The following is a 15,668-nucleotide window of genomic DNA, read 5'->3' on the forward strand; positions in this document are numbered from 1 at the left end:
CGAACCCAAGTCAATACAAAAGCGAGCTGCGTTCTTTGCTGACAGAGAATTTTTCTATTATCGGTTAATTGTCAAAAACGAAAAATCGGTATCAGTTTAGTATATCATCCCGAACATGATTTTATTATTGTTCTTGTTGATAAAAAGAACGACGATATTCCTGACAGTCTTTCATCTGGAACGGAAATCATCGAAATTAACCGATTTAAAATTCCTGATTTAGATCGTTTCATTTACCGTTACACGATCATGGAGTTAAACACGGCGGTTAAACCCTTCGTGCTTTCCGAGCTTTTCGTGGCTCGTAACTACGATACTTTGATTTATCTTGATCCCGATATTTGGATTTTTCGTTATCTAGAAGAAATTTATCAAGCATTTAGCAGTGCATCTATCGTTTTGACTCCACATATACGACGCCCCTATTATGATAACCATCATCCAAGCGATCTAAGCATTCTGCAAAGTGGTACTTATAATCTCGGATTTATTGGACTTAAAAACACCAAAAGTGCTCGATCATTGCTTGATTGGTGGATGCAAAAGCTGTATCACGATTGCGTTGTTGATATTCCTAAAGGATTGTTTGTTGACCAAAAATGGATTGATCTTGTTCCAGGCTTTTTTCCTGACACCAAAATTATCCATGATCCTAGCTATAATGTCGCCTATTGGAATTTGCATGAACGCCAAATCAGTGGGGATATAAATAATTGGAAAGTTGATGAACAACCACTAGCGTTTTTTCATTTTTCTGGATATCTTCCCATTGCGCCTGACTCAATTTCTACACATCAAAACCGCCATCAAATTAATCAAATTCCAGATTTTGCTAATATCGCGGTCTATTATGGAGCAGCACTTTTTCAAAATGGATATAAAACATCAATAACTTGGCCTTATGCGTTTGAAACGCTTTCCAATGGTGTCCGCCTTCCCATGCATATCGTCCGCAGTGTCATGCAATGGGCATCTAGAACCGGCGTACCAACACCTAATCCGCGCACCCATCCTGATGATTTTTGTCGATTTTTGATGTCGCGAGGTTATTTGCCAGAACGTCCAAATGTAGTGCTGTTATATTTCTTTTTGCTTCAGCAGCGTCAGGATCTTGTGGTTGCTTTCCCGCACGCTGTTGACAATAGTGACGATAGCGATTTTCGCAATTGGCTACTAAATCATGGTGGTCATGAAGCGCAGCTTCAGGATCTGTTTCCTTACGAAGGCGATAAAATTCGAGATAATGTAGCGGATTTGTTTTTTCGCTTGCGTCAAGCTAATCGCGTAGATGTGTTTGCTGCATTTCAAGATATGTGGATCAATGATGATGTTTTTAATTGTTTTTTGGGCTGGATTGCAACTCACGGCGTTAAAGAAATGGGTTTTGAAAAAAATGATGCCGAGTGCCTTAGCAATGCACGCGCTGGGGTCTTTCGCATTTTTAATCTTTATTTCTTACGAGGCGACCTGCAAGTCAAATTCATGAAACTATGGGAAAAATACCAAATCGAAGAATTTGCAGAATGGTTACGTCAGCACAGATATACTTTAAATCTTTCCTTGAACGAAATTTCATTGTTCGTTGAGTTTATCAGTGCTCGCCCTGTATTATTTGAAAAAATCCGATTTCTTTATCAAAATTTCGGCAAGAAACAGAAAATTTTGCCGTCACTATACGCGATCGATGATAGGCGATATCTTTGCAGTATTGCAGCGAATACTAATCAGATTTTTACTTGGCTTAAAAAAGAAAAAGCGATATCGCCTGCTGATCATTTTGTCGCCCATTTTGGGCGCGACCGCTCCATACTCAATGACTTTAGCACATGTTCCGTGCCGGGTTTAATGGCAATGGAGAACTTCGATTTCATTAAGACACTGCGATCAACTCTTGCTGTCGAGCGATCCTATCCGATAATCAACATGGCAGGATTTTTAACAGCTCCATCAGGAACCGGCGAGGCTGGCCGTGGCATAGTGGCAACACTTAAAAACACCAAACTGCCTTTTCGCGCTGTCACTTTGCCACATGTTCAAGCTCAATCAGTCGGGTTTCCAAAACAACCCGCTCTGTTTGGCTGGCCAAGCGCCATCGCGGATTTATCGATTACGGTAGCTAATGCCGATTCCAGCAAATCTTTTGAACATATGCTTCCGAGTCTTTATTGGGCAAACAAAAATGTTGGCTATTGGGTATGGGAGACTGAAACTTTACCCCACCACTTTAAAAATTCAGATACGTTGTTCGATGAAATTTGGACGCCTAGCCATTATTCGGCTGCAGCTATCCGAAAAACTAGCCGACGAAATGTGCGCGTTTTTCCGCATGTTTTAGATTTCCCTGCGCTTGATCGTGCTGTGGCGAATCGTCAAGCATTTGGCTTACCCACAGAGGCAATTTTATTTGGTTTTGCTTTCGATCCAAATAGCATTCTTGAGCGCAAAAATGTTGCGGGTTTAGTGCAAGCATTTCAAGATGCCTTCCGTGACAATGACCGTTGTTATCTAGTGCTAAAAGTCAATGGCCAATCGCGAGGAACTTACGAGTATGAAATGATTCGGGCGCGGGTAGATTCAGATCGTATCTTAGTCATGGAGATGACTATGTCGCACGAAAAAACCTTTGATTTCATAAAAAGTTTAGATGTTTATGTTTCGCTGCATCGTGCAGAAGGTTTCGGTCTCACCTGCGCCGAAGCCATGGCGCTTGGATTACCTGTGATCGCCAGTCAGTATTCTGGAAATCTAGACTTTATGACCGAACAGAATAGTCTTCTCGTTCCAACACAAGTCATTGAAACAGATCGACCCTATGGCCCTTATCCAGCCGGTACGCGCTGGGGAGACCCAGATCTCGCAGCCGCAAGCCATCTGATGCGTACGCTGCTTGATGTTGAAAAACGCCGATTTATTGGAGAGGAAGCCGCTCGCTCAATCAGAAAGACGCTTGCACCTGAATTGTTAGCCAATCAATTGAAAGATATGATCGCTGATATTCTTAATCAGGATAAGGGTTACTCAGCATGACAATTCCAGCTTTGACCGCGAATGACATAGAAAGCTATTACAAAGTACTTATGGCAAGTTTACGCCAGCGGCGTCGCCCTAACTTAATTGGCGTTGGTGTGGCGCGTTGCGGGACAACTTTGCTTTATGAACTATTGAAAAAACAACCGGAAGTTTATGTGTCACCGATCAAGGAAGTGAATTTTTTTGGTGTTTTTCAACAAGAATTTCGACCTAACGGAATGGGGTGGCGCATAGAAGACTACGAGCGTCTTTTTTTGCCAGCAAAGAATGAACGCTATTTATGTGAAATTTCCCCAGTATATTTCAGCGTTCCAGGCGCAGCGGATTGGATACATCGCCTCGTTGCGGATGTGAAAATTATTATCATGCTACGCGAGCCTGTTGAGCGGCTCATTTCACAGTATAAACATTATCTTCAGCATCACAAACGCAACATGATCGAAACTGATCTTGAGGCTTTTCTTGAATCCGGAATGCGTGTTGTGCAGGATAATGCCGTCTCCATACGCGATTGGTATAGCCCCGGCAGTTGTGTAGCGCAGTCTTTTTATGCTGATAATTTGAGTGCTTATATTCGCCTGTTTGGTCGTGATAACGTTTGCGTGTTGATTTATGAAGATCTACGCGATCAACCGGAGATTTGGCTGCAAACTTTGTGTGATTTTCTTGGGCTGAATATTCTATTCGATCTTAACGAAAAAATTAATGCTTCGCCTAAAGTAGTCGATATCAGTTTATCGCCCGATCTAGTTACGAAAGCACGAGCGATGTTTCATGATGAAATAGCAAAAACATCAGAAATAATCCATCGCGATTTATCTTCGCTGTGGCATTCTAATTAATTTTATGGAATTTTGCTGACAATGAAAAAAATAACGACTTTAACGTCTCTTGATTTAACATCGGCTCACAATCCATTTCGTCTCGTCTTTCATATTGGCGCCGGGAAAACGGGCACCAGTTCGATTCAGCAGATGTTAAAAAATCAGCGCGAACAGTTGAAAGCTCAAGGAGTATGGTATTTGGGGGAAATGCTCGAACATGCGCCCTTGATGAAGTTTTCTTGGCAGCGGCGTGGCGGTCAAGCCGAATTTTTTGATGCGAGTGTGGTGACAAGGCAAGCCGAACTCAAGGATGTACTGAACCTAGCTTTGATAGACATCCGTAATCAAGGCTTTCGTATGGCGATTTGGAGTAATGAATGGTTTTTTCCCCGAAGCGATTATGCAATTAATGCTTTCGCCCAACTGCAACAAAGCGGCATTGGCATACAAATTCTTGCCTATGTTCGGCGCCATGACGTTTGGGCGCGGTCGGCTTATGTACAATGGGGTCTAAAACACAAGGGTTATTTGGGGCCTATCCGTTCATTTCCGCAATGGTACGAAAGATGGAAAGAAAAAGGTTGTTTTATGTTTGGCTTGCAACCCTGGCTAGAGCGTTTTCCCAATGCGGTATTGGTGCGAAATTTTGATTGTGTTGAGGATGTTGTTGTAGATTTTTATCAGTTGCTTGGCCTAAATGAGCAGCAAGTGTTATCGTTTTATCACGTCAATACTACCCTTGCGCCAGAAGAATTGCTTTTACGCACGCTCTTTAATAATCAAGTACAAGAAGCGTCGCCATCGCCTCTATTTCAAAAAGCTTTGACAGGAGTAAACATTGATTATAATCAAACACTTGACGATTGGCTGGGACAACTGATGCCAACACGCGACGCGCTAGAGCAGGTATTGCAAGAAACTCAGCTTGATCGTCAGGCGGTTAATGCATTGCTCAAACAGAGCGGACAACCGCCACTTGTTGAATCCGAGCTAAACATTCCGCCGATGACTGTCGATCCGTCGAAAATGCTTGCTGTCCTTGCTCAGATTACGATGTGGCAAGCTCGACAAATCACCGAATTGAAAGACCGCGTGAACGATTTAGCGGGGAAACTCGCGACGACTTGCGACACAGCAGCACCTAAGCAACAAGCTGCCGTGAAGGTGTCGCCAGAATTGCAACAGCCAGATCCAGAAAAATATAACGCTCATACTAAAAGCAACGAGATTAGACAAGACAAGATCTGGCGAGGTAAAAAACTTAACTCGGTGATTATCCACGTCGGTATGCAAAAAACTGGCTCCACTGCCTTACAGCAGGTGCTTTATCACAATCTCGTTGATCCAAACTGTTTTTATTCGCATATTGACGAGAACCATAGCGTGAGAATTTGCAGTCTATTTTCAGACGCGCCCGAAAAGTTTCCGGTCAATCAAAGATTGGCACGAACCAGCACCGAGATCGATCAACTGAATCGTGAAACACTGCGGCAACTTGATGAAGAATTGGCAGATAACCCGCGAAAAACATGGCTATTTTCCGGCGAAGGAATTGGCTCATTGAAAAAGCCCGAACTTGAGAAATTTAGGCATTTCCTAGCAGATCGATTTGAGAACATCATGATTGTTGCCTATGTTCGTCCACCGCGTTCTTTCATGCAAAGTGTTTTTCAACAGCAACTAAAAGGTGGGGTTGATAATCGGTTTAATCTTGAAACGAAATATCCGCGCTACCGTCGCCTTTTTGAAAAATTTGATCAAGTATATGGTTGCGAGCAGGTGCAGCTCTGGAAATTCGATCCAGCTGCTTTTCCGTACTCGGATGTTGTGCAAGATTTTTGTCGACGTCTGAATATTTATATCCCTGTTACTCCCCAAAAAGTTAATGAATCCTTATCCAAGCAGGCAACGCAATTGTTGTATATCTATCGTCGATTTGGTCAAGCGACACCGATAGGCCGCGAGGCGGTGCGTATTAACCAGCGATTAGTTGATGCATTATGGAACATTGGCACGGATAAGCTGCGATTTGCGCCCGAATGGGTGCAACCAATTCTGGATGCGCACCGCGAGGATATCGAGTGGATGGAAGCGCGTTTAGGATCGTCGCTAGAGGAAGATATGACGCCTTCAGCCGGGGATATTCAGCGCGACGCGGATTTGCTGCAGGTGGAGCCAGAGACGCTTGATGCACTCAAAGCGCTGATTGGTGACAATGCGGTGTCTGATGGGATTAAGGGCGACACACCGGAGGAGGTGGCGCGATTAGTTGGCTGTCTGTACACCAAAATTGCCAAGCAAGTTAATCAAACACGTAAATGAAGCTACAGCATTTACTGTTAAACCTAACCGAATACTAACGTCGAGTAGTTGTTTATATCTCGTCTCAGCGCAGAGTGCGTAGTGACAGATTGACAGCTACTGAGAGGTACACATTAATGTCATTGATGGGAATAAATGTATATTTTTACGGGCATCGTGATGCTGGCTTCTTTTTTAAGTCCATGAGGCAATGGAATCCAATAATGGATAGGAGTGGATTTTTTAAATCAGATCCTAAACCTTTGCCGATGAATCAAGACGGACTCATGGATGGTCGCTATATTATTATTTTTCCAGTAAAATTATGCAAAGAACGTAATATTAATAACTTGGAATTGATCGAAGACTTGCCGGACTATGTGTTTAAAAATTTACGCGACAATAAGGCTGTTGTTTTATTCGATCACTCCAACGAGCCAGGAACCGCGCAAGAAATTAAATGGATTAAAGATAAATTCAAGACAAAAGGTATGCGTTCTTTCGAAAATGTATTATATCTATCTCAAAATAGATTGCTAAATAATATTTCATACCAGTTAAAATGTTGCGCATATGATTATTATCCGATTGCGTGTGCCATGCATATACTTGATATCATAGATGGTGAATGGGAAGATAATTTGATCGCTTCCATGACCAACAACAACAAGGATAAGTTTATCCTATGCTTGAATGGGACTCCCAGAAATCATCGTGTTTATACATGCGCCATGTTGCATAAATTTGGATTGTTAGATGAATCATTGGTGTCGTTTCCCGTTCCAGATGGCTACCGAAAAAATGCTGGTTTTGATATTCAGAAAGCCGTTTCCAAACATCCTGAAGCCCCCAATAATCTTGAATTATCATTGGAATTTATCGCTAATTCAATTCCCTTTAAAGTGGATGACTACAATGAAAATGATCGCTTAGTTTTCAAAATAGATCTAGAGAATTATAGGCGATCATGGATATCTTTAGTGACCGAGACAGCCGTCCATGATGGCGTGGCGAGAATCACCGAGAAAACATTCAAAGCACTCGCGCTCGGTCATCCATTTTTAATGTACAATCACCCGAATACGCTGTATTTGATAAAGGAGCTGGGCTTTTCGGATTTTTCCGATGTGATCGATCATCGTTACGATCACATAGAAAACAAGGCGCGGCGGTTAGAATCCATATTTTTCTCACTTATCGATTTTAAAATCAATTTGGCGGCTGGTGACAAAGTGTTTTTTAACAAACTTGTTGAGCATTCCAAATATAATATAAACTGGTTGAAAACCGGCTTTTTAAATCATTACTATTCTACTTATGTCGCGCCAATTATCCAATATATCGAATCACGCTTACAGCCATCCTGAGTAAAGCGCTAAAAGCGAATGCCATTCCGCATCAACACCCGCTCGATTTTGCCGACAGTCTGAAGCAGACGCGACAGCTCGGCTAGTCCCGGGCGCTCACCAGCATCAAGTCGCTGTTCCCAGCTCATTAATTCCGTGTCGAGAAACTCCAGCAATTTGCGTGAGCAGCCGTGACAGTTGCCGCTACAGAGCTGCGCGTCGGGCGCATCAAAGGGCAGGGTAGCGCGGGTCTGCGCAATCAGGGTGCGCATCACGGTCGGCACATCTGGTTTGCGCGGCGAAACTCTGCCATCCGGCGGGGCGGTTTGTGTCATCATTTTACGTTTTCCAAGTTGTGACGACTCGACACGCACGCGATTCACATGCTCAATCGTCTCACGATCAAAACGAAACTGCGGCTACTGGCCGGTGTGCCAACGTTCATTTTGCTAGTGCTCACGCTGATGAACGTCACGCGCCTGACCACCGAGATTCAGAACGCGCATCACGCTCAGACGATTGCCGCGCTGGTGGTGGCGCTGGGCGAAGTGGCCCATGAGCTACAAAAAGAACGCGGCCTGTCCGCAGGCTTTTTAGCTAGTCGTGGCGCAAAATTCGCCGACCGACTCCCCGCACAGCGCACTGCTTCGGCAACCGAGATCGTCGCCTTGCGCACCACCCTGAACGCCGTCGATCTGACCGGCACTGCGCCTGATTATCGCGGTGCGCTGCGCACTGCGCTCGACGATCTGGAGCGCCTCACCGCAGTCCGCGCCCGCATTGATCAATTCAGCGTTCTGCCGCCGGAGTCGTTTCAAATCTACAGTGATGCAATTGCCAAGCTGCTGGATGTGGCAATGCGCTCTAGTAACGAACTGCCAGATGCGCACTTGGCACGGCTGGCGAACACTAAAAGCGCCCTGCTGTATCTCAAAGAACGCAACGGTCAAGAGCGAGCGATTTTATCTGGTGCATTGAGTGCCGGTCAGATCGCCGCGCCGCAGTATGAAATGCTGCTCACGCTCTTGAGCGATCAGACTAATTTTCAGCGCCTCACCCTGACGTTAGCGATCCCAGAACAACGCGCTGCGCTGAATCAGGCGCTCGATCATCCTAGCGTCAAGGAAGTCGAGCAGGTCGAACAGATGGTGCGCAGTATTGGCGTCGGCAGTGAATTGATCTATCCGCCCGAACTCTGGTTTGACCAGATTACCGTCAAAATTGACCGCCTGCGCAGTGTCGAAGAGCAGTTCTCACAGGTTATCACCGCCACCGTCATGCAACAGCGCCAGCAGGCGCACGCCGCGCTGATCGCCTTTTTATTATTGATTGGTCTAACTCTGTTAGTGACGGTGTGGCTTGGCGCGGTCATGGTCAGCGGCATTGTGCGGCAGATGGGCGGTGAACCGGCTTTTGCCGTCAGCGTGGCGCGGGCGATTGCGGACGGAGCGCTCAATCAAGCGATTCCGTTGCGTGCCGACGATCACACCAGCTTGCTGGCCGCGATGAAACACATGCAGCAGCAACTGCGTGAGCGCATCGAAGCCGAGCGCCAGTTAGCGGCGGATAGTCGGCGCATTCAGAGTGCGCTCGACAAGGCGTCAACCAATGTGATGGTCGTCGATACCACCGAACACATTATTTACATGAACGCGGCGATGCAGCGTCTGATGCACGAAGCGGAAGCGGAAATTCGCTTAGATTTACCCGATTTTGACGCCTCGGCGCTCATCGGTCAGCCGTTTGCGGCGCTACAATCTGGCCCGCGCACCCGCGAGCCGCTGGCCGAGTTGACCCATGAACGTAGCGAAGAAATCCGCCTCGGCGGGCGACTGTTCCGGCGCGTGGCTAATCCAGTGCATAACGACAACGGCGAGCGACTCGGCACCGTCGTGGAATGGACAGATCGTTCTGGCGAGGTCAGCATCGAACAGGAATTATCGGCGCTCGTCGAGGCAGCGGTGCATGGCGATTTTAGCGGGCATCTGGACTCACGCGGCAAAAGCGGTTTTTTTCTGCATCTCAGCGAAGGACTCAATCGTCTGCTCGGGATTGTGTCGGCTGGACTCAGCGATTTAGCGCGGGTGATGAACGCCATTGCTCAAGGTGACTTGAGCCAGCGCATCGACGCCGAGTATGAGGGCACCTTTGGCAATCTGAAAAGCGACACCAACGCCACGCTGGAACATCTGCGTGCGGTCGTCGGGCGCATTCTCGACACCAGCACCGCGATCAATCATGCCGCGCAGGAACTCTCGACCGGCAATCAGGATCTCTCCACCCGCACCGAAGCCCAAGCCAGTTCGCTCGAACAGACCGCCAGCTCAATGGAGCGATTTAATGCCAGCGTGCAGCGCAATGCCGAACATGCGCAACAGGCTAATACCTTATCCGCGACGGCCAATCAGCGCATCCAGCGCGGCGGCGAGACGGTGCGCTCGGTGGTCGGCACCATGGGGCTGATTCAGGAATCCAGCCAGCGCATCGCCGACATCATCAGCGTGATCGACTCGATTGCTTTCCAGACCAATATTCTCGCGCTCAATGCCGCCGTCGAAGCGGCACGCGCTGGCGAGCAAGGCAAAGGCTTTGCGGTGGTGGCGATGGAAGTGCGGCATTTAGCGCAACGCAGTGCGCAGGCGGCCAAAGAAATCAAGACCTTAATTCTCGCCTCGCTCAGTCAGGTCGATGATGGCGCAAAGCTGGCCCAGCAAGCAGGAATCGAAATGGATGAGGTCGTCGAGAGCTTCCGTCAGGTGGCAACCTTGATCTCAGCGATTGCGAATGCCAGCATCGAGCAATCGACCGGCATCGATCAGGTGACACGTTCTGTTGCGCAACTGGATGCCATGACTCAACAAAACGCTGCGCTGGTCGAACAAGCGGCAGCGGCGACTGAAAGCCTCGAAGATCAAGCCCGTGAATTAGCGCGAGCGATTGCGATTTTTAAACTCAATCAACATTAATTGACGACAGGAGCGTGTCACGATGACCGGTGCATCGCGCAAGACCATGATTCAGCTTATTGTTCTGCTTTTACTCGGATTGCTGCCGCTGACGCAATTGCTGGCCAGTGATGATAAAAAAGCAGCAACAGCGGCCTATCCGGGCTATATGGCGCTAGAAAAGCCGTTAATTGTCAATCTAGCCAATCCCCGCAAAGCGCGGTATCTCAAATTCAGCTTGCAGTTTTTTATTGAAACTCAACCCGAAGCGGATTTAATTACCCAGCATTTGCCGCGCTTGCGGGATCGGATGATTTCCATGCTCGGCGGACGCGATGGCGAGCAATTAATGAGCGCCGAATCACGCGAGCAATTACGCCGCGAATTGCTCGATCAGCTCCGTGAAACCATGATGGAATTGACCGGACGCCCGGCAATTAGCGTGATTTATTTCACGGATTTTATTGTGCAATAAATCATTTGAACCGCAAAGGCGCAAAGAACACAAAGATTTTTAATGTTTAGCTTTAATAATTTTTAATAACTTTGCGTTCTTTGCGTTCTTTGCAGTTGCGAAACAGTTAAATCTGCGGTTTAAACCCATACGACCCTCAGCACAGGTAACGCTATCATGGCTTGGAATCCTGACATCAAGGGCGTAACCCTGCCCTTCAGTGTGCTCAAGCAGAGCCTAAAACAACCGCATACGCTCAATTATCCAGTCGAGAAGCGTCAGCTCGTGCCGGGCTATCGCGGCTTTCATGTCAATGACCTTAGCCTGTGCGTCGGCTGTGGTAATTGTCAAGAAATCTGCATGAATGAAGCCATTGATATGGTCGAGGCCAGCGGTGAGATCAATCCCAAAAATGCCAGCGGTTTAGTGCCGCGTATTGATTATGGTCGCTGCTGCTGGTGTAGTTTATGCGCCGATGTCTGCGGCCCCTATTCACTGCGGCTCGAAGGTGAATACACCTATGTCAATGCCGATGCCGACAGCTTTTTATATGTCCCCAAATCCATTAAAAACCCATAGCGCGGAGCACAACACATGCACAGGCAACACCTGCAATGGGGTGCGGTACTGTTAATTATTTGGTTGGGGCTAACCAATTCGCTCCACATTCAAGAACTCATCGCCGGATTGATTGTCGTCGCCGTAATTCTTTGGTTCACGGTGCCACTGACGGCAACCCCGAACGCAGATAAACCCTGGAGTGTGCTTGGATTACTGCGCTATCTACCCGTGTTTTTGAAAGCACTGGTTTTATCCAATCTCGATGTCACCCGCCGTGTGCTCGATCCGCGTTTACCGATTGCGCCGGGGATTGTGCGCATTCGCACGGAACTGCAACAGCCCTATCAGCGCCTGTTATTAGCTAATAGCATTACGCTCACCCCAGGCACGGTGACGCTGGAGACCGCCGACGCGGATCTTTATGTGCATTGGATTGATGTCCGCACCACCGATCCCGATGCCGCCGGTGAGACGATCAAAGGCGAACTCGAACGCGCCATTCAGCGGATTTAAGCCGCTCTCGTGTAATATACTGCCCGGTCGCTTAGATTGCGCACCAAGCGTTAAGCTGATAGATTTGCACGTTTCCCAAGAATTTTTCCGCCTATTTAGGCAGCAGGATCACCATGAAAGACGGCATCCACCCCGCATATCACGAAGTGAAGGTCGCATGTAGCTGCGGTAACACCTTCACCACGCGCTCGACCAAAGGCAAAGAGCTGCATGTCGAAGTCTGCTCGGCCTGTCATCCGTTCTACACTGGCAAACAAAAGGTGTTAGATACGGCGGGTCGGGTCGATAAGTTCCGCCGCAAATATGCGCGTTGAAGCGGTGCGGCAGTTCCGATAGCCCACCTGCCTAGCGACCCCGAGACCCGCCCCCGCTGTGGTTGCGGTCTCGCGGTGCGTACACATCAGCGTCCGGCACGCTAATGCTTTTCGTGTGCGCACAACCCAACCGAGTTGACTCGATTTGACTCGCTGCCCGCCCGCGACGATGATGTCGCCTGTTTTGTTTGCCTGCCCGCGTGCGTTCCGCCCCGTCACCCCGCTGTCATGGACTCCGGAAGCTCGTCGAGCGAGGGCGTCTTTAGTTTGCACTCTGCGGAGCTGCTAACTGATCGCTGATTTTTGCTCAAACGTATTGACAGATGCTCAGGATGAGCATTGCTTGAGACCGCTAACAGCGGTTTAACGACGAGCTGATAGAGGACATTGCAAGTGGCCAGACTTCGGTTTGGCGCTTTACCGCACGGGGATGAAACCTCTGGAGAGCTTGATCGATTGAGGGAATCCGGCGCCACTGAGCGTCACGGGCTTGAGTTGGGCGGTTCGCTGCGTCAACCAAGTGCAGATAAATCCATTGAGCACGTTCGCTCAAGTTAAATGCAGCAGACTAGACCACTGTGACCGATTCCGAGCATTCAGCGTCGCTTGACGCCGACCTCAACCGTCAGGCACTTGATTTTCATGCGTTGCCGCGACCGGGCAAAATCGGCACCGAGGTGACGAAGCCGGCCGTAACTCAGCACGATTTGTCGCTGGCTTACACCCCCGGCGTCGCCGAGCCGGTGCGTCAGATTCATGCCGATCCCGATCTCGCCTATCGTTACACCAATAAAGGCAATCTCGTCGCGGTCATCACCGACGGCACCGCCGTACTCGGGTTAGGTAATGTCGGCAGTCTTGCCGGCAAGCCGGTGATGGAAGGCAAAGCCGTGTTATTTAAGCGGTTTGCCGACATCGACTGTTTTGACATCGAGGTCAACGCCGAGAGTCCACAGGCGTTCATCGACACCGTTGCCCGCATTGCGCCGACCTTTGGCGGCATCAATTTGGAAGACATCGCCGCGCCGCATTGCTTTGAAATCGAGCACGCATTGCGCGAACGGCTCGATATTCCAGTTTTTCACGACGATCAGCACGGCACCGCGATCATCATTGCCGCCGGACTGCTCAACGCATTAGAGCTGCAAGGCAAAACGCTCGCTGAAGCACAGATCGTGGTGCTCGGCGCAGGCGCAGCGGGCATTGCGGGCGTGCGGCTGCTAGTGGCGCTTGGTGCCCAGCCGGAGCGCATTTTTTGCATTGATCGGCAGGGCGTCATTCACAGCGCACGCACCGACCTCAACCCCTATAAACGGAGTGTAGCGGTCGAAACTGAACAGCGCACACTGGCCGATGCGATGCGCGATGCCGATGTCTTGATTGGCGTGTCGGGGCCGGATCTCGTCACGCCTGAAATGTTGGCGACGATGGCCCCGCGCCCCATCGTGTTCGCGCTGTCCAATCCAGTGCCCGAAATCCGCCCAGCGGTGGCGCTGGCGGTACGCGATGATCTGATTATGGCCACTGGCCGTTCGGATTATCCCAATCAAATCAACAATGTACTCGGCTTTCCCTTTATTTTCCGTGGCGCACTCGATGTCCGCGCCGCGTGCATCAATGAAGCGATGCAGATTGCCGCCGTCGAAGCGCTGCGCACGCTGGCCCGCGAGCCGGTGCCGCCCGAGGTGCTGGCCGCCTACGGGCTGACCGATTTGCGTTTTGGGCCGGATTACATTATTCCCAAGCCGTTCGATCCGCGCTTGCGGGAGCGTGTACCCGCAGCAGTTGCGCAAGCGGCGCGTGACAGCGGTGTGGCGCGTTTACCCGCCACGCACTGATCTTCACCTGTTCGATCGCGTTGATTCGGATCGATGGCTCATTCACCGGCAATACGGTGTCGCAGCAGATTTAAGCGTATTCTGCACGACACCCGCCGTGTTTAGGAATCCGCCTATGACGAACGAAACCATCACCGTCACGAATAATCTCACGGGCGATAGCCGTGACTTTCCACTGCGACAGGGAACGATGGGGCCGCCAGCGGTCGATATCTCGTCTTTATACCGCGAAGCCGGATTTTTTACCTATGATCCGGGCTTTATGTCCACAGCAAGCTGTAATAGCCGTATCACCTATATCGACGGCGAACAGGGCATTTTGCTCTATCGCGGATATCCGATTGAACAATTAGCCACCAAAGCCAGTTTTTTAGAAGTCGCCTATTTATTACTCTACGGTGAATTACCGGCAAAAAAGGAACTCGTTAGTTTTGAGCGGTTGATTATGCGTCACACCATGCTCAACGAGAACCTGAAAAACTTTCTCAATGGCTTTCATTATGACGCGCACCCAATGGCAATGCTCATGGGGGTCGTTGGTTCACTCTCGGCGTTTTATCACGACTCACTCAGCGTCAACGATCCGCGTCATCGTGAAATTGCGGCGCATCGGTTGATTGCCAAAATTCCTACCATTGCCGCCGCCGCCTATAAACACAGCATTGGCGAGCCAATTATTTATCCACGCAATGATCTGCGCTATTGCGCGAATTTTTTGCGCATGATGTTTGCCACGCCGTGCGAAGATTATAAGCCGACGCTGATTGCTGAAAAAGCGATGAATTTATTATTCATCCTCCATGCCGATCACGAGCAAAATGCCAGCACCTCAACGGTGCGATTAGCCGGTAGTTCCGGGGCCAATCCGTTTGCCTGTATTGCCGCTGGGATTGCTTCACTCTGGGGGCCAGCGCATGGCGGTGCCAATGAAGCGGTGCTGGATATGCTGCTAGAAATCGGCGATGTCAGCAATGTGCCGAAATATATTGAAAAAGCCAAAGATAAAGACGATCCATTCCGGCTCATGGGGTTTGGGCATCGGGTCTATAAAAATTATGATCCACGCGCCAAAATTATCCGCGAAGTCTGTCATCAGGTGCTTGATGAACTCGCCGATATTAATAACCCGCTATTTGAGTTAGCGATGAAATTGGAAGAAATCGCGCTCAATGATGAATATTTTGTCGAGCGCAAGCTCTATCCGAATGTCGATTTTTATTCGGGAATTATTTATCAGGCACTCGGCATTCCGCGTAATATGTTTACGGTGATGTTTGCCGTAGCCCGGACTGTCGGTTGGGTGTCGCACTGGCTAGAAATGATGGATGATCCGAATAATCGGATCGGTCGGCCACGCCAGATTTATCGTGGCCCCGGGCAGCGCGATTATTTGCCGCTGTCCAAGCGGTGAACAGCGCGATTTGTTGTATTAGTGCAACAATTACCGCTTAGATGCTGCCCACAATCGGTCAGTGCGTGTGCGTATGTTGGAAAAATAATACCATCGACATCAAGCATGATGTGCCTATAATGATGCGTGGT

Annotated in this window: 12 protein-coding genes; 11 read left to right on the forward strand and 1 reads right to left on the reverse strand. The window is 48.9% G+C overall.

What is annotated here, in order from left to right:
- Positions 1 to 297: 297 nt before the first annotated feature.
- The 4 genes from BLW10_RS04185 to BLW10_RS04200 all read left to right on the forward strand — a co-directional run bounded on the left by BLW10_RS04185 (position 298) and on the right by BLW10_RS04200 (position 7,522).
- Positions 298 to 3,027 (forward strand): glycosyltransferase family 4 protein, encoded by a 2,730-nt coding sequence (locus tag BLW10_RS04185; RefSeq protein ID WP_177168976.1) that lies wholly within the window; start codon positions 298 to 300, stop codon positions 3,025 to 3,027.
- Positions 3,024 to 3,872, forward strand: a complete 849-nt coding sequence (locus BLW10_RS04190) for a sulfotransferase family protein (protein WP_091332550.1) — start codon at positions 3,024 to 3,026, stop codon at positions 3,870 to 3,872. Before BLW10_RS04185 ends, BLW10_RS04190 begins: the two co-directional genes overlap by 4 nt.
- Positions 3,873 to 3,893: 21 nt before the next feature.
- Entirely contained in the window at positions 3,894 to 6,176 is a 2,283-nt protein-coding gene (locus BLW10_RS04195) for a hypothetical protein (RefSeq protein ID WP_091332551.1), read from the forward strand.
- Between the two features lie 116 nt (positions 6,177 to 6,292).
- Positions 6,293 to 7,522, forward strand: a complete 1,230-nt coding sequence (locus BLW10_RS04200; protein WP_143117002.1) for a hypothetical protein — start codon at positions 6,293 to 6,295, stop codon at positions 7,520 to 7,522.
- Between the two features lie 8 nt (positions 7,523 to 7,530).
- Here BLW10_RS04200 and BLW10_RS04205 read toward each other — a convergent pair whose 3' ends face one another.
- The gene (locus tag BLW10_RS04205) at positions 7,531 to 7,836 is read right to left on the reverse strand and encodes a hypothetical protein (protein ID WP_091332621.1); all 306 of its coding nucleotides are present in this window, start codon (positions 7,834 to 7,836) and stop codon (positions 7,531 to 7,533) included.
- A 48-nt stretch (positions 7,837 to 7,884) separates the two neighbouring features.
- Here BLW10_RS04205 and BLW10_RS04210 point away from each other — a divergent pair, with 48 nt between their 5' ends.
- The 7 genes from BLW10_RS04210 (at position 7,885) to BLW10_RS04240 (ending at position 15,537) form a co-directional block, all read left to right on the forward strand.
- A complete protein-coding gene (locus tag BLW10_RS04210) occupies positions 7,885 to 10,467 on the forward strand; it encodes a methyl-accepting chemotaxis protein (RefSeq protein ID WP_091332553.1) in 2,583 nt (860 codons plus the stop codon).
- A 22-nt stretch (positions 10,468 to 10,489) separates the two neighbouring features.
- Entirely contained in the window at positions 10,490 to 10,921 is a 432-nt protein-coding gene (locus BLW10_RS04215) for a flagellar basal body-associated FliL family protein (RefSeq protein ID WP_091332554.1), read from the forward strand.
- A 156-nt stretch (positions 10,922 to 11,077) separates the two neighbouring features.
- Positions 11,078 to 11,479, forward strand: a complete 402-nt coding sequence (locus BLW10_RS04220; protein ID WP_091332555.1) for a 4Fe-4S dicluster domain-containing protein — start codon at positions 11,078 to 11,080, stop codon at positions 11,477 to 11,479.
- A 15-nt stretch (positions 11,480 to 11,494) separates the two neighbouring features.
- Positions 11,495 to 11,974: a Na+/H+ antiporter subunit E gene (locus BLW10_RS04225; protein ID WP_091332556.1), complete on the forward strand. Its 480-nt coding sequence runs from the start codon at positions 11,495 to 11,497 to the stop codon at positions 11,972 to 11,974.
- Between the two features lie 113 nt (positions 11,975 to 12,087).
- Entirely contained in the window at positions 12,088 to 12,288 is a 201-nt protein-coding gene (gene rpmE / locus BLW10_RS04230) for a 50S ribosomal protein L31 (protein ID WP_091332557.1), read from the forward strand.
- A gap of 578 nt (positions 12,289 to 12,866) precedes the next feature.
- Complete coding sequence (locus tag BLW10_RS04235; RefSeq protein ID WP_091332558.1) at positions 12,867 to 14,126, forward strand: malic enzyme-like NAD(P)-binding protein; 1,260 nt, start codon at positions 12,867 to 12,869, stop codon at positions 14,124 to 14,126.
- 115 nt (positions 14,127 to 14,241) lie between these two features.
- Positions 14,242 to 15,537: a citrate synthase gene (locus tag BLW10_RS04240; RefSeq protein ID WP_091332559.1), complete on the forward strand. Its 1,296-nt coding sequence runs from the start codon at positions 14,242 to 14,244 to the stop codon at positions 15,535 to 15,537.
- Positions 15,538 to 15,668 lie beyond the last annotated feature (131 nt).

The organism is Allochromatium warmingii, assembly GCF_900107145.1.
GTDB lineage: Bacteria > Pseudomonadota > Gammaproteobacteria > Chromatiales > Chromatiaceae > Thermochromatium > Thermochromatium warmingii.

Bases quoted from the DNA above. Each gene is read 5' to 3' on its own strand.
- BLW10_RS04215 (WP_091332554.1), top strand. From the start codon at position 10,490: ATGACCGGTGCATCGCGCAAGACCATGATTCAGCTTATTGTTCTGCTT.
- BLW10_RS04205 (WP_091332621.1), bottom strand. From the start codon at position 7,836: ATGACACAAACCGCCCCGCCGGATGGCAGAGTTTCGCCGCGCAAACCA.
- BLW10_RS04225 (WP_091332556.1), top strand. From the start codon at position 11,495: ATGCACAGGCAACACCTGCAATGGGGTGCGGTACTGTTAATTATTTGG.
- BLW10_RS04210 (WP_091332553.1), top strand. From the start codon at position 7,885: ATGCTCAATCGTCTCACGATCAAAACGAAACTGCGGCTACTGGCCGGT.
- rpmE (WP_091332557.1), top strand. From the start codon at position 12,088: ATGAAAGACGGCATCCACCCCGCATATCACGAAGTGAAGGTCGCATGT.
- BLW10_RS04195 (WP_091332551.1), top strand. From the start codon at position 3,894: ATGAAAAAAATAACGACTTTAACGTCTCTTGATTTAACATCGGCTCAC.
- BLW10_RS04220 (WP_091332555.1), top strand. From the start codon at position 11,078: ATGGCTTGGAATCCTGACATCAAGGGCGTAACCCTGCCCTTCAGTGTG.
- BLW10_RS04200 (WP_143117002.1), top strand. From the start codon at position 6,293: ATGTCATTGATGGGAATAAATGTATATTTTTACGGGCATCGTGATGCT.
- BLW10_RS04190 (WP_091332550.1), top strand. From the start codon at position 3,024: ATGACAATTCCAGCTTTGACCGCGAATGACATAGAAAGCTATTACAAA.
- BLW10_RS04240 (WP_091332559.1), top strand. From the start codon at position 14,242: ATGACGAACGAAACCATCACCGTCACGAATAATCTCACGGGCGATAGC.